We start from the raw sequence: 24,782 nt of genomic DNA, 5'->3' as shown, positions 1-24,782 counted from the left end.
ATGCGGTAAAACCAAAACGCCAGAAACAGGTTTTCATTGTTATTAATCGCATTAGCTAACAGCGGTGAACTTTTATCTATTTGCTTGCTGAATGTTAAGCTCTGTAGATTCGCACCTTTACCTGTATTCGTTACCCCCGAACTCAAAGAAAACACAAATATTTCATTCACATGGTTTCGTTGCCAACGATTACCGACTGAATCAGTTGTGCCACATCCATCAGAAATATCACCTTGTTGCTCACCAATGAGTTTAAGATAAACAATATCACTCATCCATTACTATCCTTACCTGGATAATTATTTGGTAGAACGAGAATGCGACTGAAATAAAATTATTTCCGCTAGCGGGATCATATTACTTTATAATAATACAAGATAATATTTTAAGAAGAATAATAATTCACACTAATTAGTGTTTCATTTAATAAGCATTTTGCGTAATGAACAAAAAGATAAGTACGTCCTGATAATCCAGGACGACGGCTGGCACCACATAAAACAACGCCACCCGAAGGTGGCGTGTTTTTTGATCAGCACTGGTCTCTGTCTAACCAGTTACCGCTTTCAATCAGCGTTAACCCTTCGACCGGACGTTGGTACACATACATCCATGCGCTTCCGTACGGTGTCTGGATTAACTGGCGTGCATATTCGCCGCCCCTGGTGCGCAAGGCATCAAGTTCGGCCAGCGTGGCGTTATCAATACGATAAACTTCACCGTGTACCGATCCGTTTCCCGGAACTGCGCCTGGATAGTGGCCCAGGCTATACAACTGGTAGTTATCGATACTGTAATCGCCCAGCAACTGGGCGTTGGTCATCCAGTGGCTGTTGCCCTGTTTGCGTCGTAAACTGCCGTAAACAAATATTCGCATTGCTAAAACTCGAACTGATAGAGCAAATCAAGTGCCTGATCTACGCCAGACACTGCTTCCAGATATAGCTTAGGCATCAGGCGATAACGTAACGTGAGCGTCGCCAAAGAGTCAAATATACCCACACCATATTTCACTTGCAGACCTGGCAGCACATATCCGCTGACCACAACCTGGGATGAGTCGCCCACCCCTTGCGTGTCCAGCGCCAGATTGCTTACGCCAAATGTCTCCCCGATTTTACCCACAACCTGACCACTTTGTGCAACCCCCAGACCAACAAGCATTGAGGTCATCGCCGCACTGTCGCTCTGATCGCTCTCCAGCCCCTGGCCGCGCAGCAGGTAAGACAGCGCCTCCTGCTGGGACATCGCCGGATCGGAGAAGATTTCCGCTTTCGGCTCATCCGCAGTGCCGGTCACGCGCACCCCGGCAATGACGTCGTTCTCCGTCGATTCAGGATTACGAATCGCCTCGATGTTGAGCAATGGCTGATCCGGCGGGCCAGAGAACAGCAGTTCCCCCTTACGCACGATCAGATCCTGACCATACGCATGGAAGCGCCCGTCAGGAATATTGATCTGCCCGTTAAGCCCCAGTCCCTGTTTATCCTGCGCAACTTTCAGGTCGCCGGTCAGACGCGCTTTCAGGCCAAACGCATCCATGCGGACGTTGTTCCCTACGTGGACAATCAGATTGCTGTTGATCGGAATCGACGCGCTCTGCGGATTTTCAGGCTGTAGATCGTTATTGAGCATGACTTCATCACTGGAGACGCCTACCGCGCTTTCCGGCAGTTCATGCACCACGATACGCGCCCACGGCACATCCACGCGTCCATCCAGCGTGAACAGGCTCGGCGTCGCCTCAAAGACCACATCCGGGGAAACATCCAGCCGCACCATCGGCGGCACGGTGATACGCACGCGGCTGCCTTTCGCCGCCACGCGGGCGCGCCAGTTATCTATCTGGCTCCAGTCGGCGTCGCCGCTCAGATTAATTTGCCCCTGCTGTGTGCGCACCACGCCTTGCAGAGTTGAGCGCGTACCGTTGAAATTCATCGCCAGTTGGCTTGGCTGCATATCAAACGGCATAAAGTTGCCATCCACATCCAGGCCGCTCAGCTGTAGCTGACCAAACATCTGTGGGCTTTGTACGTCGCCCCCCAGACGCAGGTTTGCGTTCAACATGCCCGCCGCTTTTTCGCCGCGCGAGAAGACAGGGTTGACCATCGCCAGGTTGAAGTTGCGGATATTGACGTTACCGCCAATATTACGCCGCCCTTGCGGATCGGTTATCTGTACCTGCCCGTCGAACTGACCGTTATTGGTCAGACGGATCATCCAGCCTAACTGCGCCCGGTTATTGTGCAGATCGGCATTCAGGTTCAGCGTGTCGAAAGCCACCGGTAACGGCGCGTCATTGACCCGTTGCGTTACCTTCACGTTACGACCAGACAGCGTGACCTGCCCTTGCGGCAGCCCCTCTTTGGTGGTGTCCCACGCGACATCCGCTTTTCCGCTAAAGACGCCGCTGGCCTGCGTGGCATCCGGCATAAACGGCTTCAGCATCGCCAGATCGAAACGGTTGAGATTCACTACCGCCCGTCCTTCTGCCCCGGCATCGATCGTTTGCGGTACGCACAGCTCCGCATTCGGGTTCGTCCAGCAGTGCGGCCCGATGCTGATTTTCTGTTCCTGGTTACGATAATCCAGCGCAATGGCGCGCGTCAGCGACCACGGCCCCACCGGCGTCTGGAAGCGCGTATTGCTGAGCGTGCCTTTCCAGCGCGCTTCTTTACGGTCAAAACTGCCCGCAAGCGCAAGCTGCCCGGAGACCGGCTCGCCCTGAATCCGCAGTTGCAGTTCATGCTGCTTTTCGCTGCCTTTGGCATTCAGGGTGACGAGGTTGATATTGACGTCCGGCTGCGTAATCCGCTCAACGCGAACGTCAAGATTCCCGGCGATCTGGTCGGTGGATTTGATGTCCCCTTCCACACGCACCTGCGCCACCGACAGCTCCTGCCAGCGTAATCCGCGCGCGTTGATATCCGCCAGCAGCTGCGGCGCATCGACCGTACCACGGACTTTCACCAGCCCTTTGGCGGTACCGCCCAACCCCGGCAGCGCGTTATCCAGATTCGGCGCATCAATCGTGGCGTCGAGATTGAGATCCTTAATGCCCAGTTCGCCTTTCACATCGGCGCTATTGCGTCCCAGCTCCAGATGCAGACCCGGAATGACCCACTGCATGTAGCTGTTACCCTTCAGAGAGCCGTTAACATTGACCTTGTTCTGCTTCACGTTACCGGTCAGTTTCAGCTCAGGCACATCCATCTGCCAGCTGCCGCCATAGAGGCTTCCCCGGGTTTTGATCAGGCCATTAAGCGTAGAAGGCCAGTCCGGGATCTCTTTCGCCGTGTTGATGCCGTCCAGCGTCAGTTCGCCGCGCCAGCTGATCGCCTGCTGCCAGTCGACCAGCGCTTTCAGCTCGGTTTTCCCTTCCAGCGCCGCCACGGTGAGCTTATCGAGATTGATCTGCTGTTCGTTGCCTTTCGCATCCAGGGTAATGGTGGCGGGCGGAATGTCCTGCCCCTTCACCGCCGTGCGCATCGACAACGTGTAGTCGGTCATCTTGCCGGTAAGTTTGAGTTTGATATCGTCGGCCTGGAACTGCTTGTCGCCGGTAAACGGCCAGTAAACCTGGCGGCTTGCCACTTCGACGTTCAGCGGCAACCCAGCCTCGGCGAGGCGCGTCTGGGCGCGCAGACCCATATCCACCGGCCCGGAGAGGTTAACGCCGATCTCCAGTTGTTCACGCAGCGCGCCGCCTACCTTCAGCTTCACCTTTTCGCCTTTCAGCGGATCGATATTCAGCGTGCTGTTGAGGGTGATATCCACCGGCCACGAGTTGGTCAACTGCGCCGTTCCGGTCGCATTGACGGTGCCCTGGTTGGCGTCGATATCCAGCGCATCCAGTTTCATATTGCCGTCGATGCTGCTGACTTTCAGCAGCATGTTGCGCACCGTCAGGTCAGTATCGCCCGTCACGCGCAGCTGTTCGCCCTTAAACTCCTCAATATTAAGGTTGAGCGGCAGATGCACATCGGCCATCTCCGGCAACACGGGCTTTGAGAACAGATCTTTCAGCGTCTCGCCAAGCGGCTTTTCATCCGGTTGGGGATGGTCAATCTTCGGTTCAACCACCTCTTCCTGCGCCACTTCCGCCACTTTTGGCAACGCGATTAGCAGTCCCTGTAGCGAAGTTGGCTTCAGAGTCAGGGTTTTCTCCTGCCAGTTAAGGCCGGAGGTGAAATCCATCACCGAGACGGTCGTATCATCAATTTTGAGATTGATATTGCTGAGCGCCACGCGCGAAAGCGTGATGGGATACGGCGTGGAAAGATTCAGCGGCCCGCTGTCCTCTTCTTCCTCCACTGGTTCGGAAGGCGGCATTTTTTTGCTGTCGATGGCGACGTTGATGTCCTTCAACGACAGATCGTTAACACACAGGCTGCTGTCCCACAGACAGCCGAGTTTCACCGCCAGGTGGATTTCACCGGCATTCACCGCCACGCCGGGCTGATCGTAACGAATATTTTTCAGCGACAGGTCACGCCAGCCGCCAGTTACCTGACCGATCTCCAGCCCCGGCACCCAACGGTTCGCCGCGTTAAAGACCAGATGCAGCCCCGTCGTGGTACCCACCAGGAACGCCACAGTTCCCAGCAGCAGCAGAATAAAAATCAGTACGCCGAGGCTTATTTTCTTCCATAAACTCATAATTCAGGCCCCAGACCGATGTAAAACTGTAAACCGTGTTCGTCTTTGTCACCAACCGGCACGGCAAAATCGAGCTTGATCGGCCCGACCGGAGACTGCCAACGCACGCCCACCCCGGCGCCGGTTTTAAAGTCGCTCTTACGGATATCGCTGACGGCTTCGCCGCTGTCGACGAACATCGCCCCCCACCATTTTCCGGTCACGTTATACTGGTATTCCAGCGAGCCCGTCACCAGCTTCGACGCCCCTTTCAGGTTGCCGTCGCTGTCTTCCGGCGAGATAGATTTGTATTTATAACCGCGAATACTGCGATCGCCACCAGCGAAGAAACGCAAATCCGGCGGCACTTTGTCGAAATCGCCGGTCTCAATCCAGCCCAGGTTACCGCGCATCACGAAGCGATGGCGATCGTACAGCGAGCGAATCCAGACGTTTTGCGCCTGAAATACCGAGAAATCCACGTCCGAACCCCAGGCGGTGTTTGAGTAATCGATGGAGTAACGCTGGGAATCCCCCCACGTCGGCATCAGGCCGCCGCGCGATCGGGTACGGCTGATCATCACGCCCGGATAGAGCAGCATGGTGGTGTTGGTGACGTTACCCTGCGTAAAGTGATCGAGGCTCCAGCGCAGATTGATGGCGCGCTGCCAGCCGCTGGAAAGGTCCCAGTAGCGGGAAACGGCAAGCGTGGAGGAGTCCGCTTCGGTGTCGTTGAGATCGGTGCGCTTAATCCCCCCCTGAACCAGATAGTATTGTTCCAGCGGGTTCTTTAAGAGCGGCATTTTATAGCTGAAATCGACCTGCTGCTCCGGGGCGGAGATACTGGCGCTGGTGGTCAGGCTGTGGCCGTAGGAGTTCATCCACGGTTTTTTCCACGTCGCCTTCACACGCGGCCCGACGTCGGTAGAGTAGCCGACGCCCGTTTCAATGGTGTTTTCAGTACGTGGCGACATGACGCCGTGCAACGGTAATACTTTGGTTTCGCGCGCTTTATCAAATTCAGGCGCGACGACGACCGAGTTAAACCAGCCGGTGGCCGACAGACGGCGGTTCAGTTCCGCCAGGTCTTTCGACTGGTAGTAATCTCCCTCTTTGAACGGGATCAGGTTTTGCAGATACTCGTCGCGAATCTGCGAACCTTCGAAAGTGACCTGACCAAAGCGATAGCGCTCGCCGCTGTTGTAATCGATGTCCCAGAACGCCTGGTGACGATCGAGCGACACGCCTAACTGGCTTTTATTAAATTCACTGTCGAAATAGCCTTTACGTAGCGCCACGCTGGTTAATGACTTTTTGAAGCCGTCATAGTCGCCATGATTCAGCACGGTTCCGATGGCCGGACGCGTTTTCAGCAAATCCAGATAATCCCTGTCGGTACGCGCGCCGCCGCGTAAAATCACTTCTGTTCCGCCGATGCGAACCGGTTCGCCTGGCGTCACTTTGGCGAGCAAGACCTGACGCCCCTTCTCCGGCGGCGGGCGCAGCTCAAAATCAATGGTCGGCTCGTAGTAGCCCAGCGCTTTTAACCCTTCGCGGATGGCATCATCAACGCGCGCGCGAAAACGCCGGTCCGGCGTCACTTCATCACTTTGAATCGTAGACAACTGCGCACGAACGTTTTTTTCCAGCTCGCCCGATAACCCCTCGACCTGTAAACGGACGTTTGCGGCTACGGCAGAACCGCTTAAGCACAGTAAGCTAACCCAGCATAACTGACGGATATATGGCACGTTTTCTCCTGAATATCCCTTATTCCCACCCCTGGAAGGAAATCACAATGCCGCTCCACGGCTTAACAAAAACCCAACAACCGGGATTGAAAAACAGACGACAACCCAAATATTTCTTATGTTTACTCTAGACGCATTCACTGTAACTATTGTGTGCAAAGACGCGTCTCGTTACAACCTTAACCCCAATTACTGATTTCGGGAGAATGGCCCATGAGTTTATTTGATAAAAAGCATCTTGTTTCACAAGCAGATGCCCTACCTGGACGCAATACCCCGATGCCAGTGGCAACTTTACATGCGGTAAACGGACACTCAATGACAAACGTGCCCGAAGGGATGGAAATTGCCCTCTTCGCCATGGGTTGCTTCTGGGGCGTCGAGCGTTTGTTCTGGCAATTACCCGGCGTTTACAGCACCGCAGCGGGATACACCGGCGGCTATACGCCAAACCCAACCTACCGGGAAGTCTGCTCCGGGCAAACCGGCCACGCCGAAGCGGTACGCGTCGTCTACGATCCGCAGGTTATCAGCTATGAACAATTGTTGCAGGTCTTCTGGGAAAATCACGATCCGGCGCAAGGTATGCAGCAGGGCAACGATCACGGAACGCAGTACCGCTCGGCGATTTATCCGTTAACGCCAGAGCAGAACGCCGCCGCACATGCCAGCCTGGCGCGTTTCCAGAGCGCGATGACTGCGGCAAACGACGATCGCCACATCACCACCGAGATCAACACCGCCACCCCGTTTTACTATGCCGAGGACGATCACCAGCAGTATCTGCACAAGAATCCGTATGGCTATTGCGGCATTGGCGGGATCGGCGTGTGCTTACCGCCGCAAGGTTAATTCAGCGCCTCTGGCGGCTTTACAGTTCCTTACGCTATACTAGCGACTGAAATTACCGGCCCACATCCTTCGGGCCGGTTTTCAATGTGTATATCACACGGATTTATCAACTTCCCCTTCCGAGGATCTGACTTGAACGGTCGGATAAGATATGTTAAACAGTATTTTAATTATACTCTGCCTGATCGCTGTGAGTGCGTTCTTCTCGATATCCGAGATCTCACTTGCCGCTTCACGAAAGATAAAACTCAAGTTGCTGGCTGATGAAGGCAACATCAATGCGCAACGCATCCTGAAAATGCAGGAAAACCCCGGGACGTTTTTTACCGTGGTGCAAATTGGCCTTAACGCTGTCGCCATTCTGGGCGGTATCGTCGGCGATGCCGCATTCTCTCCGGCCTTTCATTCGTTGTTCTCGAACTATATGTCGCCAGAACTCTCCGAGCAGTTAAGCTTCGTGCTCTCCTTCTCGTTAGTTACCGGTATGTTCATCCTGTTCGCCGATTTAACCCCGAAACGCATCGGTATGATTGCGCCAGAAGCCGTGGCTTTGCGTATCATCAACCCGATGCGCTTCTGCCTGTTCGTTTTCCGCCCCTTAGTGTGGTTCTTCAACGGCCTGGCAAACAGCATTTTCCGCCTGTTTAAAATCCCGATGGTACGTAAAGACGATATCACCTCGGACGATATTTACGCCGTCGTGGAAGCCGGGGCGCTTGCTGGCGTGCTGCGTAAGCAGGAACACGAGCTGATTGAAAACGTGTTTGAGCTGGAATCGCGTACCGTGCCGTCCTCCATGACGTCGCGTGAAAACATCATCTGGTTCGATCTGCACGAAGATGAGCAAAGCCTGAAAAATAAAGTCGCGGAACATCCGCACTCAAAATTCCTGGTGTGTAATGAAGATATCGACCACATCATCGGCTACGTTGATTCTAAAGATCTGCTCAACCGCGTTCTGGCAAACCAGAGTATGGCGCTTAACAGCGGCGTGCAGATCCGCAACACATTAATCGTGCCGGACACCCTGACCCTCTCTGAAGCGCTGGAAAGCTTTAAGACGGCGGGGGAAGACTTCGCGGTGATCATGAACGAATACGCGCTGGTGGTCGGGATTATCACGCTGAACGACGTGATGACCACGCTGATGGGCGACCTGGTCGGCCAGGGTCTGGAAGAACAAATCGTGGCGCGCGATGAAAACTCCTGGCTGATCGACGGCGGAACGCCGATTGACGACGTCATGCGCGTGCTGGATATCGACGAGTTCCCGCAGTCCGGCAACTACGAGACCATCGGCGGCTTTATGATGTTTATGCTGCGTAAAATCCCGAAACGCACCGACTCGGTGAAGTTCTCGGGCTATAAATTTGAGGTAGTGGATATCGACAACTACCGTATCGATCAGCTACTGGTAACGCGCCTCGACACTAAAACCAGCATCCTGGTCCCTAAACTGCCGGATAGCAAAGAGAAAGAAGAAGGCCCGGCATAAAGGCCCGGCCCTGGAAACATCAACGGCTCCCATTGGGAGCCGTTTTTTTATACTACTTTAAACTACTGCATAGCACTTTGGTTAAGCCATCTCAGTTTGCAGACGCAGAACCTGACGGTTAACTTCGGACATCACAGACAAATGCTGCTTATCCTTCACTTTTGGGATAAGAATCTTGCCCTTATCAAACTCAAAAGCGCCAACGTCCTTGATATATAACCGTCCACGGAACAGGATCTTCACGTACTTCGCCACCTGTAGCGGGTTGTACCGTTGGAAAATTTTCATTGTTATCTCCTGCTGAGCGTTACGCCTTTGCGGTGCCACATTCGGCCCAGCTGTTCTAAGGCGCAAATTTTAATGCCATATGACTATAGACTATCTCTACGATGTTTCCAGTGTGTATAAGTTTATTTACCTTTTCATTACAGTTATTCAGAATTATCTATTCACCGATTCGCTGTCTTCAGTATAAGTCTTCATTTTTCGCAGGATTTGTGCGCCCGTCCGCAAACTGGCATCACGCTTGCGGGAAAAAGCATCATTCGCACATATGATTAAACCTCAGACCCAAGTGGTCGGATCACCTGCAAAAAATAAAGAAGGAAACCCCATGACCTTACGTAAACTGCTGGCGCTGTCGTGCCTGTTACTGCCGATGATGGCCTCCGCGCATAACTTTGAAACCCATCAGCGCGTATCACCGATTGGGATCGCCGATCGCGGCGAACTGATTCTTGATAACAACAAGTTTAGCTACAAAAGCTGGAATAGCGCGCAGCTCCCCGGGAAAGTTCGAGTGTTGCAGCACATCGCCGGGCGAACGTCAGCGAAAGAGAAAAATGCCGCGCTGATAGAAGCGATTAAATCCGCGAATCTCCCGCATGACCGCTACCAGACGACCACTATCGTCAACACCGACGACGCGATTCCGGGCACCAGCATGTTTGTGCGCAGCAGCATCGAGAGCAATAAAAAACTCTATCCGTGGTCACAATTTATTGTCGACAGCAATGGCGTGGCGCGTAAGGCATGGCAGCTTGAAGAAGAGAGCTCCGCCATTGTGGTGCTCAATAAAGACGGGCGTATTCAGTATGCCAAAGACGGCGGGTTAAGCCCGGCAGAGGTGCAGCAGGTGATCGCCCTGCTGCATAAGTTGCTGAATAATTAGTAGATAGAGACCCGGAAGCCGGGGTTAAGGAACGATTCACGCGGGGTATAGTCCAGGGGTTTCCCCTGCCAGTTGTGAACGTGCGCCCCGGCCGCAGCGGCAACGGCATGGCCTGCGGCAGTGTCCCAGACGCAGGTCGGCCCAAAGCGCGGATACAGCTGCGCCTGCCCTTCCGCCACCAGACAAAACTTCAGCGATGAGCCGATGGAGGTCGTCTGATGTTCGCCCAGCTGTTGCAGGTACTCTTGCAGCTCGTTGTCGGCATGGGAGCGGCTAATCACCACCAGCGGCGGTCGCGCGTCGCGCACCTGAATCTGTTTACGCACGCCGCACTCTTCTTTCCAGGCTTTTCCTTCCGCAGCGCTGTACATCACTTTCATGACGGGCGCGTAGACCACGCCCAGAATCGGTTTACCTTTATCAATCAGCGCAATATTGACGGTAAACTCGCCGTTACGTTTGATGAACTCTTTGGTGCCGTCTAACGGGTCAACCAGCCAGTAGCGCTGCCAGTGCTGGCGCACATCCCAGGAGGGCGGATCTTCTTCCGACAAAACCGGGATATCCGGCGTCAGCGCCTGTAACCCTTCCAGTATCACCGCGTGGGCGGCAATATCCGCCGCAGTAACCGGAGAATCATCCTGCTTGTTGGTGATTTCAATCGGTTTGATTCCATCGTAGACCTGCATAATGGCATCGCCCGCATTCCGTGCAAGCTGGCATACATGTTCTAGCATTCTCCACCTCGTTTATGGCAGTGGCGTTTAACTCTTTGTTTTACTTATACCCCATCGTAAATGAATCCGCCATCTGTGATAGCGATTGCGGTTTTAATGGCTGAATTCATGTCATGATTCACAGTTCTGTAAGCAACAAGACTTATATACATTTTCTTTTGTGTTTCAGATCTAAAAAAGGATGCCCCTGATGATTAAGTTTAGCGCAACGCTCCTGGCCACGCTGATCGCCGCCAGCGTGAATGCGGCGACCGTCGATCTTCGGATTATGGAAACCACTGATTTGCATAGCAACATGATGGATTTCGATTATTACAAAGATACAGCGACCGAAAAATTCGGACTGGTACGCACAGCAAGTTTAATTAACGCCGCCAGAAATGAAGTCAAAAATAGCGTGCTGGTCGATAACGGCGATCTTATTCAGGGGAGTCCGCTGGGCGATTACATGGCAGCAAAGGGGCTGAAAGCCGGTGATATTCACCCTGTCTACAAGGCGTTGAATACGCTGGATTATGCGGTCGGCAACCTCGGTAACCATGAATTTAACTACGGTCTGGACTATCTGCATAAGGCGCTGGCGGGCGCGAAGTTCCCTTACGTGAATGCCAATATCATCGACGTTAAGACCAAAAAGCCGCTATTTACGCCTTATCTGATCAAAGAGACTAACGTGGTCGATAAAGAGGGCAACACGCAGACGCTGAAAATTGGCTATATCGGTTTTGTCCCTCCGCAGATTATGACCTGGGATAAAGCCAACCTGAGCGGCAAAGTCACCGTCAACGACATTACCGAAACCGCTCGTCAGTATGTGCCGGAGATGCGGGCCAACGGCGCCGACGTTGTGGTGGTGATTGCCCACTCCGGGCTTTCTGCCGATCCGTACCAGACGATGGCGGAAAACTCCGTGTATTACCTGAGCGAAGTCCCCGGCGTTGACGCCATCATGTTCGGCCATGCGCACGCGGTCTTCCCTTCCAAAGATTTTGCCGATATCAACGGCGCGGATATTGCAAAAGGTACGCTTAACGGAGTACCGGCGGTCATGCCGGGTATGTGGGGCGATCATCTGGGCGTGGTGGATCTAGTGCTCAACAACGACAGCGGCAAATGGCAGGTGACCGATGCGAAAGCCGAAGCGCGGCCCATTTACGATGCCGCCGCGAAAAAATCGCTGGCCGCAGAAGATAAAAAACTGGTGGGAATCCTGAAAGCCGACCACGATGCCACCCGCGAGTTCGTTAGCAAACCGATCGGTAAGTCCGCCGATAACATGTACAGCTACCTGGCGCTGGTGCAGGACGATCCTACCGTGCAGGTGGTGAACAACGCGCAGAAAGCGTATGTCGAACACTTTATTCAGGGCGACCCGGATCTGGCGAAACTGCCGGTGCTCTCTGCCGCTGCGCCGTTTAAAGTCGGTGGACGTAAAAACGATCCTGCCAGCTTTGTTGAAGTGGAAAAAGGTCAGCTTACCTTCCGCAACGCCGCCGATCTTTACCTCTATCCGAATACGCTGGTCGTCGTAAAAGCCAGCGGCAAAGAGGTAAAAGAGTGGCTGGAATGTTCCGCCGGGCAGTTCAATCAGATTGATGTCCACAGCAGTAAACCGCAGTCATTGATCAACTGGGACGGTTTTCGCACCTATAACTTTGATGTGATTGACGGCGTGGAGTATCAGATTGATGTGTCGCAGCCTGCGCGCTACGACGGCGAATGCCAGACGGTGAATCCGCAAGCGGAACGTATTAAAAATCTGACCTTCAACGGCAAGCCTGTCGATCCGAACGCCATGTTCCTGGTCGCGACCAATAACTATCGCGCCTACGGCGGCAAATTTGCCGGTACGGGCGACAGCCACATCGCCTTTGCATCACCGGATGAGAACCGCTCCGTGCTGGCGGCGTGGATTGGCGCGGAGTCGAAGCGTGCGGGGGAAATCCACCCGGCGGCGGACAACAACTGGCGTCTGGCGCCAGTTCACAGCGACACGAAACTGGATATCCGCTTCGAAACCTCGCCGTCCGACAAGGCTGCCGCGTTTATCAAAGAGAAGGGACAATATCCGATGAATAAAGTCGCTACCGATGACATCGGCTTTGCGATTTATCAGCTGGATTTGAGTAAGTAAAACCACGCCGGGTGGCGGCTTCGCCTTACCCGGCCTACGCGATCGACATGCCGTAGGCCGGATAAGCGCAGCGCCATCCGGCAAGCCGTTATGCCGCTCGCTCTTTCCGCTGTGCCAGCACCTGCGGCAAATTGAGTTCGATCCAGTCTGCCAGCACGGCGACCTTCTCACTCACCTGTTCACCCAGCGTCGTCAGACTGTACTCCACATGCGGCGGTACCACCGGGTACGACACCCGATGAATAAATCCATCCTGCTCCAGCGCCTGCAATGACTGCGCCAGCATTTTTTCACTCACGCCGCCCATCTTGCGGCGTAAATCGCTGAAGCGGTGCGTTCCATCACGCAGTGCCACGAGAATTAATACGCCCCAGCGGCTGGTGACATGCTTTAACACCTCGCGAGAAGGACACTGCTCGGCAAACAAATTGCCATCGCGAAGCTGCTGAGAAAGCGTCGGGTTCGTCATCTTTACACTTACCTTTTTGTACGTACTTACTAAAAGTAAGTTTAAGTGCTAGCTTAATGAAACACAAGACGAACACAGGGAGATCCCCCATGATTGCAATTACCGGCGCGACCGGCCAACTGGGCCAACACGTTATCGATACCTTACTGAAAACCGTTCCTGCCAGCCAGATTGCGGCGATTGTCCGTAACCCCGCGAAAGCTGACGCGCTAACCCGACTGGGCGTTACCGTACGCCAGGCAGACTACAGCGACGAAGCCGCGTTCACGGCAGCGTTGCAGGGCATCGACAGATTGCTGCTGATCTCATCAAGCGAAGTCGGGCAACGTGCCGCTCAGCACCGCAACGTGGTTAACGCGGCAATAGCCGCAAACGTGAAATTCATTGCCTATACCAGCCTGCTGCACGCAGACCGTTCCCCGCTGGGCCTGCATGTTGAACATGTGGAAACCGAAAAAATGCTGGCGGATTCAGGCATTCCTTACGCCCTGCTGCGCAACGGCTGGTACACCGAAAATTACCTGGCGAGCGCGCCAGCGGCCCTGGAGCACGGCGTCTTTATCGGCGCGGCCGGAGAAGGCAAAATCGCCTCCGCAACCCGTGCCGATTACGCTGCCGCAGCCGCTCGCGTCATCAGCGAAGAAGGCCATGCCGGTAAAGTGTATGAACTGGCAGGCGACGAAGGCTGGACGCTGAGCCAGTTAGCCGCCGAACTGGCAAAACAGAGCGGGAAAAAGGTCGTCTATCAGAACCTGAATGAAGCCGATTTCGCCGCCGCGCTGAAAGGCGTGGGCCTGCCAGCGGGTCTGGCGGATATGCTGGCTGATTCTGACGCGGGCGCCGCAAAAGGCGGCCTGTTTGACGACAGCCATACTCTGAGCGCACTGATCGGTCGCCCGACAACCTCGCTGGCGGAAAGCGTCAAAAGCATCCTGTAAGTGTTAAAAACAGGTTAATTGTTGTGGCATCCCTGCTGGCCATCTCTGATAATGAACAGATGGCTTTCAGGGAGAGACAACGTGCAAGGCGTACCCGAACAGTTTAGCGATGAGAAAGACAGCGCCCGCTTTCGCCATCTGGCGCAGGTGCCGGGGGTTGAGCTGTATCATGCGCATATCTCGCGTTACGCTTTCGAACCTCACACCCACGAAGCCTTCGGTATCGGCGCAATTGAAGCCGGCGCCGAACGCTTCCGCTATCGCGGCACGCAGTACGTTGCCCCCGTTCACTCCGTTGTCACCATGAATCCCGATGAGCTGCATACCGGCGAAGCGGAAACCGCCGACGGCTGGCGCTATCGGATGATTTATCTCGATCCCGATCTGCTGGAAGAAGTGACCGGGGTTCGTCACTGGTGGTTTCATGAGGTCACGCGCCACGATCCGCTACGCTCACGCCAGATCTGCACGCTGATCCACGGCCTGTGGCATACCGACGATCCGCTGGCGCAAAAAGGGCTGCTGCTCGATCTGATCGACACCTTCCAGCCGCTGGCGCGCCATGCGCCGGAAGTGCGGGAAGGCGGGCATCGCTTTGAGCGCGTGCGGGACTATCTGCACGACAACTACATGCATCCGGTCACGCTTGACGAACTGGCGCGGGTCGCCTCATTAAGCCCCTGGCATTTTCAGCGTCAGTTCAAGGCTCATTTCCACGTTACGCCGCACCAAATGCTGATGGCGATCCGTCTGTGGCGGGCAAAGGCGTTTCTCACGCTCGGGATGCCCGCAGCGGATGTGGCGGCCGCCACCGGGCTAACCGATCAATCTCATCTCACGCGCGCCTTTACCCATCGCTACGGCATTACGCCAGTGCGCTATCAAAAACAGGTTTATCCGCGCTAATGCGCAATCTCATACAATACTGGCGCATTTCTCCTGCCTACACTTTTCGCAATGTGAAACGATGTGGATATCAACGATGATTAGCGGCGTGTTGTATGCCCTGATGGCAGGGTTAATGTGGGGACTGATTTTTGTCGGACCGTTGATCGTACCGGAGTATCCGGCGGTATTGCAGTCGATGGGGCGCTATCTGGCGCTGGGGTTAATTGCTGTGCCCCTGGCGTGGCTGGGGCGTGCGCGCCTGCGCCAGTTGACGCGCAAAGACTGGATAACCGCACTCGCGCTGACGATGATGGGCAATCTGATCTATTACGCCTGCCTGGCGAGCGCTATCCAGCGCACGGGAGCCCCTGTTTCCACCATGATCATCGGCACGTTGCCGGTGGTGATCCCGGTGTTTGCCAACCTGCTCTACAGCCAGCGAGATGGTAAGTTATCCTGGCGGCGTCTGGCGCCTGCGCTGGCGCTCATCGGCGTTGGCCTGCTGTGCGTCAATATTGCGGAGCTGAATCAGGGGCTGCCGGAGTTTAGCGGCTGGCGCTACGGTTCAGGTATCGCGCTGGCGCTGGTTTCCGTTGTGTGCTGGGCATGGTACGCGTTGCGTAATGCCCGCTGGCTGCGGGAAAACCCGGATAAACATCCGATGATGTGGGCAACAGCACAGGCGCTAGTGACGCTTCCCGTTTCGCTGCTGGGTTATGTCGCGGCCTGCATCTGGTTGGGTAAGCAGATGCCCGGCTTTCCTCTCCCCTTTGGCCCCCGGCCGGATGTCTTTGTCGCCCTGATGGTCGCCATTGCCGTGCTCTGTTCATGGGTGGGGGCGCTATGCTGGAACGTCGCCAGTCAAAAGCTGCCGACGGTGATTCTGGGGCCCTTGATCGTGTTCGAAACGCTGGCTGGCCTGTTGTACACCTTTATACTGCGCCAGGAATTTCCACCGCTGCTGACGGTAAGCGGCATTGCGCTGCTGATTGTTGGGGTGGTGATAGCCGTCAGAGCCAGGCCGCAGAAACCCGGCGTCGTCGTGGTTTCACAATCATAATGTGCCGGATGGCGCTGCGCTAATCCGGCCGACAAGATATTATCCTGTAGGCCGGAGCAGAGGTTAAACTTTAAACACCGCTACCGTCTGGGTCAGACGTGCCGCCTGCTCTTCAAGCGCTACGGCGGCAGTCGCCGACTCTTCCACCAGCGCGGCGTTCTGCTGCGTCACGCGATCCATCTCCGCCACCGCCAGGCCAACCTGGTCAATGCCGCGACTTTGTTCATCAGATGCAGAGGCAATCTCCCCCATGATGTCGGTCACACGCGTTACCGCACTGACAATTTCCACCATCGTTTCCCCCGCTTCATGCACCAGCGCGGAACCCGCGCTGACCCGATTACCGGAGTCATCAATCAGCGTTTTGATCTCTTTCGCCGCCTGCGCGCTACGCTGCGCCAGCGTGCGCACCTCGCCAGCGACCACCGCGAAGCCACGGCCCTGTTCGCCCGCGCGAGCGGCTTCCACCGCCGCGTTCAGCGCCAGGATATTGGTCTGGAATGCGATACCGTCGATAACGCTGGTGATCTGCGCGATTTTGCTGGAGCTGGTGGCAATTTCATCCATCGTGCGCACAACGCCGTCCACTACGTTGCCGCCCTTTTGCGCCGTCTCAGAGGCATTTTTCGCCAGGCTGGACGCCTGGCGCGCGTTGTCGGCGTTCTGTCTCACGGTTGCGGTGAGTTGTTCCATACTGGCGGCAGTCTCTTCCAGCGATGCGGCCTGCTGTTCAGTACGCGAAGAGAGATCGCTACTGCCTGTCGCAATTTCACCCGCACCGGTATAGATCGTGTCAGCGCCTTCACGTACCACGCTGACCGTGTTCGCCAGCGCCTGCTGCATCTCATGTACGTTATGCGCCAGCAGCGCCATTTCATTACTGCCTTCGGTATGGATATTGCGCGTCAGGTCGCCTGCCGCAATATGGCGGATATGTTCCATAACATCATGTAACGGTTTAAGTAAGACACGCTGCATTGCCAGCCAGCTAATCACGATCACCGCGACAACCGCCAGCATAACGGCCGCCAGAATCCACAGAATGCGCTGGTAGTCCTGTTCATTTTGTTGAATGCCCGCGTTCGTCAGTTCGGCCTGGGCAGCACGCCATTCCAGGTACACGTCCTGCATCGCCGTCTGTTTTTGTTCCGCATTCTGTTTGAACATCTCTTCCAGTTGTCCTGCGGCAAGGAAGGTATTCATTTTCGCCAGCGTCGCGGAGTAGATGCCATACTGCTCTTCCAGACGGTCGGCCAGGTGTTCATCCAGCCCCGGCGTTTCTGGCAGCGCGTAATATTTATCGTAATGACGCTGCGCATCAGCCAGCAGGGTATTCGCCGTCTTCACCAGTTCATTTAGCTGACCGCCGTTGATCTCATTGGCCATGCTGCTTTGCAGGCGCAACATGCCGCGGTTAAGCGTGACGCGCGCCTGGTTCAGGCTGATCCAGGCATCGGTAAACTCCGCGACGTTCTGGCTGGAACGCTGCGATACGGTAAAATTTTGCTTATCGTTATTAAGCGCGCTGATAAAAACGCCCGCCGAAATAAGCTGCATCGCGCCGAGGGCGAGTAACACGATAATCAGTAAGGTTATAACTTTGATTCGTTTGAACATTTGTTGCCTTTTACTATGCAGGTATTGTCAGAGGTCTAACTATCGGCAGTGCCGCCGGCATATTTAATTTTGTCCGGCGGTTTGCCGCGCGTATTCCTGCCCTTTTCAATAAGATTCAGCACGTTAAGGCACAAACATTTTTTTGTGATGGTCATCACATTTTATTCTGACCCAAAAGGGTTATATCTTCGGCTTAAAGATGTATTTAAAATACATCTTATATTATTGAGAATGAGGTAACGGCTATGTCTTTTCGCGATCAACCTTTAGGTGAACTGGCGCTCTCTATTCCTCGCGCCTCGGCGCTGTTTCGTAAGTACGATATGGATTACTGCTGCGGTGGTAAGCAGACGCTCGCGCGCGCTGCTGCACGTAAAGAGCTGGATGTAGAAGCCATTGAAGCAGAACTGGCACAGTTGGCTGAACAACCGATTGAGAAGGACTGGCGTACCGCGCCGTTGGCCGAAATTATCGACCACATTATCGTGCGCTACCACGACAGACACCGCGAGCAACTGCCGGAGCTGATCCTGCAAGCCACCAAAGTGGAACGCGTTCACGCAGACAAACCCAGCGTACCGAAAGGTCTGGCGAAATACCTGACTATGCTGCATCAGGAACTTTCCAGCCACATGATGAAAGAGGAGCAGATCCTGTTCCCGATGATCAAACAAGGCATGGGAAGCCAGGCAATGGGCCCGATTAGCGTCATGGAAAGCGAACACGATGACGCTGGCGAATTGCTGGAAGTGATCAAACACACCACCAACAACGTCACGCCGCCGCCAGAAGCCTGCACCACCTGGAAAGCGATGTACAACGGCATTAATGAAATGATTGACGATCTGATGGAGCACATCAGTCTGGAAAACAACGTCTTGTTCCCGCGCGCACTGGCCGGGGAATGATGTGTTGCCGGATGGCGCTAACGCTTATCCGGCCTACAATCCGTAGGCCCGGTAAGCTTTGCGCCACCGGGCATCAAGATTAACGCACTCCTGCCATACGTTTCTTACCGATAAACAGCCAGCCCAGCCCCAGCGCAATAAACCACAGCGGCGTGACGATCAGCGCCTGACGGGTATCATCTTCCAGCGTCAGCAGTACCAGCACAAAGACGAAGAACGCCATACACACCCAGCACATCAGCTTACCAAGCGGCATCTTATAGATGGACTTCTCATGCAGGTGCGGACGCTGCTTACGGTACACCAGGTACGAGCAGAGAATGATGGTCCAGACAAACATGAACAGAATAGCCGACACCGTCGTGATCATGGTGAACGCGCCAATCACGCTCGGATTGATGTACAGCATCACCACGCCGCCCAGCAGACAGATACAGGAGAAGGTCAGCCCTTTCGCCGGTACCGCGCGCTTAGACAATTTAGCGAACGCTTTCGGCGCCACACCCTCTTGCGCCAGACCAAACAGCATACGGCTGGTAGAGAACACGCCGCTGTTGGCGGAAGAGGCCGCAGACGTCAGCACCACGAAGTTAATCAGGCTGGCGGCGGCCGGCAGTCCTACCAGTACAAACAGCTCAACAAACGGGCTTTTGGTTGGTACTACCGAGCTCCACGGCGTGACCGACATAATGATGATCAGCGCAAAAACGTAGAACATGATGATACGAATCGGGATTGAGTTAATCGCGCGCGGCAGGGATTTCTCCGGGTCTTTGGTCTCTGCGGCGGTGGTGCCCACCAGCTCAATCCCCACGAACGCGAATACCGCTATCTGGAAGCCCGCAAAGAAGCCGCTGATCCCTTTCGGGAACCAGCCGCCATCATTCCACAGATGAGTAAACGACGCTTCAACCCCGGTCGGTGATTTGAAGTGCATCATAACCATCACCAGACCGACGACGATCAGCGCCACGATAGCGACAATCTTGATCATCGCGAACCAGAACTCCATCTCGCCGAACATTTTCACGGTCGCAAGGTTAAGGCTCAGCAGCAGAACAACGACCGCCAGCGAGGCGACCCAGTCGGAAAGGCCGGGGAACCAAAACTGCGCATAGGCGGTAATCGCAACGACGTCCGCCATCCCGGTGACCACCCAGCAGAACCAGTAAGTCCAGCCGGTGAAATATCCCGCCCACGGCCCGAGCAGGTCGGAAGCGAAATCACTGAAGGATTTATATTCCAGATTCGAGAGCAGCAATTCACCCATTGCCCGCATGACGAAAAAGAGCATAAAACCGATGATCATATAAACGAAAATGATCGACGGCCCGGCGAGGCTGATCGTTTTACCGGAACCCATAAATAAGCCGGTGCCGATGGCGCCGCCAATCGCAATAAGCTGAATATGACGGTTTGTGAGATTGCGCCGTAGCGACTGTTCAGCCGGTGCCTGTTCGTCGGCAACGACTTTTACCTGATCTACCATGTTTTTTCTTCCTGTACCTGTCTGTGTTGTGCAGGCTCTGCGGCCTTTAGTGCGTCATATGATACGACGATCCTGTTATCAGGACTCATCGATATTAGGTAAGAATCGGCGGGATGAATACTAAGATTTAGATATAATGTTAATTATATGTTTAAAGTGAGTGTCATATCACTCTGGCAACGCGAATTAGCTCACAAAAATACACGCAATAGCTACATTTGCAAGATAAAATATCGACATCTGGCTAACTTACGGTTTTCTTGCATATTTTCTGTTCCCCCCAACAAAGAGGGGAACAGAAGTCACTGCTTACAGGATTTCCAGCAGTTCTACGTCAAACACCAGAGTGCTGAACGGAGGAATGGACGCGCCCGCGCCACGCTCGCCGTAGGCCAGTTCCTGAGGGATAGTCAGTTCCCATTTGGAACCAACCGGCATCAGGGTCAGCGCTTCAATCCAGCCAGGGATCACGCCGTTCACCGGGAATTCAGCCGGTTCACCGCGCGCAACGGAGCTGTCAAAGACGGTGCCGTCGATCAGTTTGCCGGTGTAGTGTACGCGTACACGGTCAGTACGCGCCGGAATCGCGCCTTCACCCTGGGTGATCACGCGGAATTGCAGACCGGATTCGGTGCTGTTCACCCCCTCTTTCTCACGGTTTTCTTCCAGATATTTGACGCCATCTGCCGCCATTGCCTGGAAACGTTCGCGACGTACTGCATCCGCACGTTCGTGAATTTCACGCAGCGCGCGATGCACCACATCAACAGGCACTGCCGGGTGTTTGCCTTCCAGCGCATCAGCGATACCTGCCACCAGCGCTTCAGGCAACAGACCTTCCAGACCGGATTCGCTCAGCTGCTGCCCTACCTGTAAACCAATGCCGTAGCTTGCTTGCGCTTCGATAGTGTCAAAAGTCGGGGTTGCCATCATATTTCCTTTCATCGGAGGTAAAGTAGCGGGCAGCATAACAGCCACGTCTCTTCCGGTAAAACTTTGTCTCGGGAAGAGATGACAAATCGCGGGGAAAAAGAAACAATAAGAATAACCCATGCTGATGTCACGAAAGCGGGTATAACTACGAACATCATAGCGTTAGGCATCTATACTCTATGATTGAGGAACGAGACGCGGAGCAGGAGGAAAGCCATGCCCGGGCGCTTTGAACTAAAACCAACCCTGGCGAAAATCTGGCATGCACCGGACAATTTTCGCATCATGGACCCGCTGCCGCCTATGCATCGCCGTGGCATTATTATTGCCGCTATCATGCTGGTGGTCGGTTTTCTGCTTCCCTCGAATGATACCCGCGATACGCCCGTCGTCACGCGTAATGTCCAGACAGATATCCAGTCACAGTCGCAACCGCCGACGGAAGCCGAACTTCAGGCGCAACTGGTCGCCCCGCAAAACGATCCGGGACAGGTCGCCCCCGTGGCGCCGGAACCCATCCAGGAAGGCCAACCGGAAGAACCGCCGCAGACGCAGCAATCCCAGCCGCAAACACAGCCTTTCCAGCAGAACGGGGGAATTGACCAGCAGTGGCGTTCCTATCGCGTGGAGTCAGGTAAAACGCTGGCGCAGTTGTTCCGTGACCACGGCCTGCCGCCAACGGACGTTTACGCGATGGCGCAGGTTGAAGGCGCAGGCAAGCCCCTGAGCAATCTGAAAGATGGCCAGATGGTGCAGATCCGCCAGAATGCGAATGGCGTGGTGACAGGATTGACCATCGATACCGGTAATGACCAACAGGTTCTGTTTACCCGTCAGCCAAACGGCAGCTTTATTCGCGCCCGTTAAGCGCGCAAATTGCCGGATGGCGGCGTCGCCCTATCCGGCCTACGGCACCCGCGATTGCAGGCCTGATAAGCGGTAGCGCCATCAGGCGTTACCGCTTCACCTTGTTCACCCACCAGATCCCCGAACACACCAGCACCAACGCAACCGCATATTTCAATTCAAAAATATTTTCGCCGAGGAAAATCGCCGACAGCACCGCACCGGAAACCGGAATCAGGAAGTTAAACGGCGCAATCATCCCGACGCGGTTGTACTTGAGCAAAATGCTCCACAGCGCAAAAGCAACAGACGAGAGCAGCGTCAGATAGCCCAGAATCGCCACAGAAGAGAGGCCGTGCACGGAGAGCGAGCCGCCGAAGGCATAGCCGCCAATCACCAGCGCCAGGCCGCCGATGCCAAGCTGATAGCCCGTCATCACCGTTGGGTCAACCGTCTGCGAAATACGTTTACCGTAAAGGGTCGCGGCAGAAAGAATAAAAGCAGCCAGCACCACGGAGCCATCACCCAACAGGCTAAAGCTGAAATCCATCAGCCCGCTGTTGAAGTTCACCACCATCACTCCGGCAAAGCCAAGAATACAGCCGAGGGTTTTGTTGTAGCTCAGTTTGTCGTTCTGGTAGATGAAGTGCGCCAGCAGCACGCTAAAAAAAGTGCCTGTGGCATTCATGATCGATCCTTTCACGCCCGTGGTGAACGCCAGACCGATATAGAAAAAGATATATTGCAGCGAGGTTTGCGTCAGCCCCAGCAGGGTCAGTTGACCAAACTGGCGCGGGCTTAAGCGGCCGATCGGTTTACGCTGCGCCATCGCCAGCAACAGCAGCAATAACCCCGCGAACAAGAAACGGTATCCGGCAAAGACAATTTTTGACGGGATATCATCTGTCGCAATCTGAAAGATCTCATACCCGCTTTTTATCGCCGGGTAGGCGCTTCCCCATAACAGACAACAAAATGCCGCCCCCAGATAGACAACGTTTTTACGCGCGAACAGGGGTTGCTGGTGGGTTATCTCCATTCCATCACCACTTTGAAATAATGTTTTATTTTTTATTATCCCGAAAAGGGTAAAGAATAGCCAGTGCGAAAAACAGGGGGGCAGAAAAGCAAAACGCCAGCACAAGGCCGGCGTTTTTACGCGATAGAAGAATAAAACTTATTCAGCTACTACGTTTACAGTCAGTTTAGCGAATACTTCGCTGTGAACCTGGAAGTTCACTTCGTGCTCACCAGTGGTACGCAGAACGCCGTTCGGCAGACGAACTTCGCTCTTAGCCACTTCAACGCCAGCTGCTGTTACAGCGTCAGCGATGTCGCGAGTACCGATGGAACCGAACAGTTTACCTTCGTCGCCAGCTTTGGACGCGATGGTTACGGTTTCCAGGGCGTTGATTTTCTCTGCGCGTGCATTTGCAGCAGCCAGAACGTCAGCCAGTTTAGCTTCCAGTTCAGCGCGACGTGCTTCGAAGAACTCAACGTTTTTCTTGGTAGCAGGAACAGCTTTACCCTGTGGTACCAGGAAGTTACGAGCGTAGCCCGCTTTAACGTTAACCTGATCACCCAGGCTACCCAGGTTTGCTACTTTATCAAGCAGAATAACTTGCATTACCTTATCCTCTCAAAGTCGTATTAATGGACCGTGGCCGATTACTGATGACGATCAGTGTACGGCAGCAGGGACAGGTAGCGAGCGCGTTTGATAGCGCGAGCCAGCTGACGCTGGTATTTTGCACGGGTACCGGTGATACGGCTTGGGACAATCTTACCGCTTTCGGTGATGTAGTTTTTCAGCGTAGCGATATCTTTATAGTCGATCTCTTGAACGCCTTCCGCGGTGAAACGGCAGAACTTGCGACGACGGAAATAACGTGCCATATGGCTAGTCTCCAGAATCTATCAATTCAATCTGCTCGGCATGCAGAACCATTTTGCTCAGACCGTTCTTTGCCTTGTGGCAAGAGATGAACCCCTGAACGGTTATGCGGCTGCCGACCGTTATACTGTGAGTAATGGCCTGGTTTTCGTGTCCGCTAACAATAACGGGCATTTGACACCACGCCTGCCGGTGAAACCCGGCTTCCTCCTGCACAGAACGATGCTCAAGCACGAACTGGCAGTGCGGAATTCCTGATGGACTGACCTTTCGAAGGGGCATCCTGCACACGGTGCCGGACAACGCCAGACGGTTGGTCATCAGAAATTACTCTTCAGAATCCCCAGCATCTGCATCATCTGCGGTTTCGTTTGCGAAATCATCGCGACGCTCACGGCGCTCGTCTTTCGCTTTAACCATCGGAGATGCTTCGGTAACAGCGTGCTTAGTACGCATTACCATGCTACGGATAACGGCATCGTTGAAGCGGAAGTTAGTTTCCAGCTCATCGATCACTTCCTGCGGCGCCTCAACGTTCAGCAGAACGTAGTGAGCTTTGTGCAGTTTGTTGATCGGGTAAGCCAGCTGACGGCGGCCCCAGTCTTCCAGACGGTGGATCTTGCCTTCTGCACCAGTGATTGCACCAGTGTAGCGCTCGATCATGCCCGGAACCTGTTCGCTCTGGTCAGGATGGACCATAAAAACGATTTCGTAATGACGCATCGAATTGCTCCTTACGGATTATTCAGCCTCCTGTCTGGGTCAGCCGAATCCCGGGGAGGCAAGGAACGTGTTAAAGGTCGGCTGAAAAATGACGCGTCATAATACTTGCGCCCATGAGGAAACACAAGTTGATTGCGCAAAAATTCACACGAAGCGCAAAGACAGGTTAACCATGTGATTTAAAATTAATCACATGGCATCGCGCCAATTTTTTGAACAACTGCATCAGAAATGGTCGC

At 54.4% G+C, this 24,782-nt stretch carries 24 protein-coding genes; 9 read left to right on the top strand and 15 right to left on the bottom strand.

Annotated features, from left to right (window positions below; all coding sequences use genetic code 11):
* From tssD to tamA, 4 genes are all read right to left on the bottom strand, one after another.
* The coding region (gene tssD, locus OGV67_RS19695; protein ID WP_200051227.1) for a type VI secretion system tube protein TssD at window positions 1-275 on the bottom strand (275 nt) is incomplete at its 3' end.
* Between the two features lie 257 nt (window positions 276-532).
* Entirely contained in the window at window positions 533-877 is a 345-nt protein-coding gene (locus tag OGV67_RS19690; protein ID WP_012134386.1) for a gamma-glutamylcyclotransferase family protein, read from the bottom strand.
* Between the two features lie 2 nt (window positions 878-879).
* Window positions 880-4,659: an autotransporter assembly complex protein TamB gene (gene tamB / locus OGV67_RS19685; protein WP_115615202.1), complete on the bottom strand. Its 3,780-nt coding sequence runs from the start codon at window positions 4,657-4,659 to the stop codon at window positions 880-882.
* A complete protein-coding gene (gene tamA, locus OGV67_RS19680) occupies window positions 4,656-6,389 on the bottom strand; it encodes an autotransporter assembly complex protein TamA (RefSeq protein WP_012134388.1) in 1,734 nt (577 codons plus the stop codon). The genes tamB and tamA overlap by 4 nt, the downstream gene beginning before the upstream one ends.
* A 213-nt stretch (window positions 6,390-6,602) precedes the next feature.
* On the opposite strand from tamA, the gene msrA reads away from it, so the two are divergent.
* Entirely contained in the window at window positions 6,603-7,241 is a 639-nt protein-coding gene (msrA, locus tag OGV67_RS19675) for a peptide-methionine (S)-S-oxide reductase MsrA (protein WP_024130782.1), read from the top strand.
* A 151-nt stretch (window positions 7,242-7,392) separates the two neighbouring features.
* Complete coding sequence (paeA, locus tag OGV67_RS19670; protein WP_012134390.1) at window positions 7,393-8,736, top strand: polyamine export protein PaeA; 1,344 nt, start codon at window positions 7,393-7,395, stop codon at window positions 8,734-8,736.
* Window positions 8,737-8,817: 81 nt separating this feature from the next.
* Here the strand turns inward: paeA and OGV67_RS19665 are convergent, their stop codons facing one another.
* Window positions 8,818-9,024 carry a DUF1107 domain-containing protein gene (locus OGV67_RS19665; RefSeq protein ID WP_004857160.1) on the bottom strand — a complete coding sequence of 69 codons (207 nt, stop codon included), beginning with the start codon at window positions 9,022-9,024 and terminating at the stop codon, window positions 8,818-8,820.
* A 325-nt stretch (window positions 9,025-9,349) separates the two neighbouring features.
* Here OGV67_RS19665 and OGV67_RS19660 point away from each other — a divergent pair, with 325 nt between their 5' ends.
* Complete coding sequence (locus tag OGV67_RS19660) at window positions 9,350-9,907, top strand: YtfJ family protein (RefSeq protein ID WP_115615203.1); 558 nt, start codon at window positions 9,350-9,352, stop codon at window positions 9,905-9,907.
* On the opposite strand, the gene cysQ is transcribed toward OGV67_RS19660, so the two are convergent.
* Window positions 9,904-10,644, bottom strand: a complete 741-nt coding sequence (gene cysQ, locus OGV67_RS19655; protein ID WP_012134392.1) for a 3'(2'),5'-bisphosphate nucleotidase CysQ — start codon at window positions 10,642-10,644, stop codon at window positions 9,904-9,906. The genes OGV67_RS19660 and cysQ overlap by 4 nt on opposite strands.
* Window positions 10,645-10,834: 190 nt before the next feature.
* Between cysQ and OGV67_RS19650 the strand changes: the two genes are divergently transcribed.
* Window positions 10,835-12,778, top strand: coding sequence for a bifunctional 2',3'-cyclic-nucleotide 2'-phosphodiesterase/3'-nucleotidase (locus OGV67_RS19650; RefSeq protein ID WP_115615204.1), 1,944 nt, complete (start codon window positions 10,835-10,837; stop codon window positions 12,776-12,778).
* A gap of 88 nt (window positions 12,779-12,866) precedes the next feature.
* Here the strand turns inward: OGV67_RS19650 and OGV67_RS19645 are convergent, their stop codons facing one another.
* Complete coding sequence (locus OGV67_RS19645) at window positions 12,867-13,247, bottom strand: winged helix-turn-helix transcriptional regulator (RefSeq protein ID WP_115615205.1); 381 nt, start codon at window positions 13,245-13,247, stop codon at window positions 12,867-12,869.
* Between the two features lie 89 nt (window positions 13,248-13,336).
* Between OGV67_RS19645 and OGV67_RS19640 the strand changes: the two genes are divergently transcribed.
* The 3 genes from OGV67_RS19640 (at window position 13,337) to OGV67_RS19630 (ending at window position 16,133) form a co-directional block, all read left to right on the top strand.
* Complete coding sequence (locus OGV67_RS19640) at window positions 13,337-14,185, top strand: SDR family oxidoreductase (RefSeq protein ID WP_115615206.1); 849 nt, start codon at window positions 13,337-13,339, stop codon at window positions 14,183-14,185.
* An 81-nt stretch (window positions 14,186-14,266) separates the two neighbouring features.
* The gene (locus tag OGV67_RS19635) at window positions 14,267-15,091 is read left to right on the top strand and encodes an AraC family transcriptional regulator (RefSeq protein ID WP_047459432.1); all 825 of its coding nucleotides are present in this window, start codon (window positions 14,267-14,269) and stop codon (window positions 15,089-15,091) included.
* Window positions 15,092-15,167: 76 nt separating this feature from the next.
* Window positions 15,168-16,133, top strand: a complete 966-nt coding sequence (locus OGV67_RS19630) for a DMT family transporter (protein WP_115615207.1) — start codon at window positions 15,168-15,170, stop codon at window positions 16,131-16,133.
* A 63-nt stretch (window positions 16,134-16,196) separates the two neighbouring features.
* On the opposite strand, the gene OGV67_RS19625 is transcribed toward OGV67_RS19630, so the two are convergent.
* Complete coding sequence (locus OGV67_RS19625; protein WP_115615208.1) at window positions 16,197-17,750, bottom strand: methyl-accepting chemotaxis protein; 1,554 nt, start codon at window positions 17,748-17,750, stop codon at window positions 16,197-16,199.
* A 245-nt stretch (window positions 17,751-17,995) separates the two neighbouring features.
* Between OGV67_RS19625 and ytfE the strand changes: the two genes are divergently transcribed.
* A complete protein-coding gene (ytfE, locus tag OGV67_RS19620; RefSeq protein WP_012134400.1) occupies window positions 17,996-18,658 on the top strand; it encodes an iron-sulfur cluster repair protein YtfE in 663 nt (220 codons plus the stop codon).
* Between the two features lie 79 nt (window positions 18,659-18,737).
* Here the strand turns inward: ytfE and cycA are convergent, their stop codons facing one another.
* Together cycA and bamJ are read right to left on the bottom strand one after the other, a co-directional pair.
* Complete coding sequence (cycA, locus tag OGV67_RS19615) at window positions 18,738-20,147, bottom strand: D-serine/D-alanine/glycine transporter (RefSeq protein WP_012134401.1); 1,410 nt, start codon at window positions 20,145-20,147, stop codon at window positions 18,738-18,740.
* 309 nt (window positions 20,148-20,456) lie between these two features.
* Window positions 20,457-21,077: a BamJ family beta-barrel-assembly machinery protein gene (gene bamJ, locus OGV67_RS19610; protein ID WP_024130787.1), complete on the bottom strand. Its 621-nt coding sequence runs from the start codon at window positions 21,075-21,077 to the stop codon at window positions 20,457-20,459.
* Window positions 21,078-21,296: 219 nt separating this feature from the next.
* Between bamJ and OGV67_RS19605 the strand changes: the two genes are divergently transcribed.
* Complete coding sequence (locus OGV67_RS19605; protein ID WP_115615209.1) at window positions 21,297-21,947, top strand: OapA family protein; 651 nt, start codon at window positions 21,297-21,299, stop codon at window positions 21,945-21,947.
* An 88-nt stretch (window positions 21,948-22,035) separates the two neighbouring features.
* On the opposite strand, the gene OGV67_RS19600 is transcribed toward OGV67_RS19605, so the two are convergent.
* The 5 genes from OGV67_RS19600 to rpsF form a co-directional block, all read right to left on the bottom strand.
* Window positions 22,036-22,965: a DMT family transporter gene (locus tag OGV67_RS19600; protein WP_012134404.1), complete on the bottom strand. Its 930-nt coding sequence runs from the start codon at window positions 22,963-22,965 to the stop codon at window positions 22,036-22,038.
* Between the two features lie 138 nt (window positions 22,966-23,103).
* Window positions 23,104-23,553, bottom strand: a complete 450-nt coding sequence (gene rplI / locus OGV67_RS19595) for a 50S ribosomal protein L9 (RefSeq protein ID WP_012134405.1) — start codon at window positions 23,551-23,553, stop codon at window positions 23,104-23,106.
* 41 nt (window positions 23,554-23,594) lie between these two features.
* Window positions 23,595-23,822, bottom strand: a complete 228-nt coding sequence (rpsR, locus tag OGV67_RS19590; protein ID WP_000135199.1) for a 30S ribosomal protein S18 — start codon at window positions 23,820-23,822, stop codon at window positions 23,595-23,597.
* A 4-nt stretch (window positions 23,823-23,826) separates the two neighbouring features.
* Complete coding sequence (gene priB / locus OGV67_RS19585) at window positions 23,827-24,141, bottom strand: primosomal replication protein N (protein ID WP_012134407.1); 315 nt, start codon at window positions 24,139-24,141, stop codon at window positions 23,827-23,829.
* A gap of 6 nt (window positions 24,142-24,147) precedes the next feature.
* A complete protein-coding gene (gene rpsF, locus OGV67_RS19580; protein ID WP_012134408.1) occupies window positions 24,148-24,543 on the bottom strand; it encodes a 30S ribosomal protein S6 in 396 nt (131 codons plus the stop codon).
* Window positions 24,544-24,782: the final 239 nt, after the last annotated feature.

It is taken from the genome of Citrobacter sp. CK188, from assembly GCF_030333525.1.
GTDB lineage: Bacteria > Pseudomonadota > Gammaproteobacteria > Enterobacterales > Enterobacteriaceae > Citrobacter_B > Citrobacter_B koseri.
Note: the sequence above shows the minus strand (reverse complement) of the source record. Positions and strands in the feature narration are given on the sequence as shown.

Excerpts from the sequence above, each read along its gene's own strand:
- OGV67_RS19690 (WP_012134386.1), bottom strand. The coding sequence starts at position 877 with ATGCGAATATTTGTTTACGGCAGTTTACGACGCAAACAGGGCAACAGC.
- OGV67_RS19665 (WP_004857160.1), bottom strand. The coding sequence starts at position 9,024 with ATGAAAATTTTCCAACGGTACAACCCGCTACAGGTGGCGAAGTACGTG.
- OGV67_RS19625 (WP_115615208.1), bottom strand. The coding sequence starts at position 17,750 with ATGTTCAAACGAATCAAAGTTATAACCTTACTGATTATCGTGTTACTC.
- priB (WP_012134407.1), bottom strand. The coding sequence starts at position 24,141 with ATGACCAACCGTCTGGCGTTGTCCGGCACCGTGTGCAGGATGCCCCTT.
- bamJ (WP_024130787.1), bottom strand. The coding sequence starts at position 21,077 with ATGGCAACCCCGACTTTTGACACTATCGAAGCGCAAGCAAGCTACGGC.
- msrA (WP_024130782.1), top strand. The coding sequence starts at position 6,603 with ATGAGTTTATTTGATAAAAAGCATCTTGTTTCACAAGCAGATGCCCTA.
- OGV67_RS19650 (WP_115615204.1), top strand. The coding sequence starts at position 10,835 with ATGATTAAGTTTAGCGCAACGCTCCTGGCCACGCTGATCGCCGCCAGC.
- paeA (WP_012134390.1), top strand. The coding sequence starts at position 7,393 with ATGTTAAACAGTATTTTAATTATACTCTGCCTGATCGCTGTGAGTGCG.
- tamB (WP_115615202.1), bottom strand. The coding sequence starts at position 4,659 with ATGAGTTTATGGAAGAAAATAAGCCTCGGCGTACTGATTTTTATTCTG.
- cycA (WP_012134401.1), bottom strand. The coding sequence starts at position 20,147 with ATGGTAGATCAGGTAAAAGTCGTTGCCGACGAACAGGCACCGGCTGAA.
- rpsF (WP_012134408.1), bottom strand. The coding sequence starts at position 24,543 with ATGCGTCATTACGAAATCGTTTTTATGGTCCATCCTGACCAGAGCGAA.
- OGV67_RS19630 (WP_115615207.1), top strand. The coding sequence starts at position 15,168 with ATGATTAGCGGCGTGTTGTATGCCCTGATGGCAGGGTTAATGTGGGGA.
- OGV67_RS19660 (WP_115615203.1), top strand. The coding sequence starts at position 9,350 with ATGACCTTACGTAAACTGCTGGCGCTGTCGTGCCTGTTACTGCCGATG.
- rpsR (WP_000135199.1), bottom strand. The coding sequence starts at position 23,822 with ATGGCACGTTATTTCCGTCGTCGCAAGTTCTGCCGTTTCACCGCGGAA.
- OGV67_RS19645 (WP_115615205.1), bottom strand. The coding sequence starts at position 13,247 with ATGACGAACCCGACGCTTTCTCAGCAGCTTCGCGATGGCAATTTGTTT.
- cysQ (WP_012134392.1), bottom strand. The coding sequence starts at position 10,644 with ATGCTAGAACATGTATGCCAGCTTGCACGGAATGCGGGCGATGCCATT.
- OGV67_RS19605 (WP_115615209.1), top strand. The coding sequence starts at position 21,297 with ATGCCCGGGCGCTTTGAACTAAAACCAACCCTGGCGAAAATCTGGCAT.
- rplI (WP_012134405.1), bottom strand. The coding sequence starts at position 23,553 with ATGCAAGTTATTCTGCTTGATAAAGTAGCAAACCTGGGTAGCCTGGGT.
- OGV67_RS19600 (WP_012134404.1), bottom strand. The coding sequence starts at position 22,965 with ATGGAGATAACCCACCAGCAACCCCTGTTCGCGCGTAAAAACGTTGTC.
- OGV67_RS19640 (WP_115615206.1), top strand. The coding sequence starts at position 13,337 with ATGATTGCAATTACCGGCGCGACCGGCCAACTGGGCCAACACGTTATC.
- ytfE (WP_012134400.1), top strand. The coding sequence starts at position 17,996 with ATGTCTTTTCGCGATCAACCTTTAGGTGAACTGGCGCTCTCTATTCCT.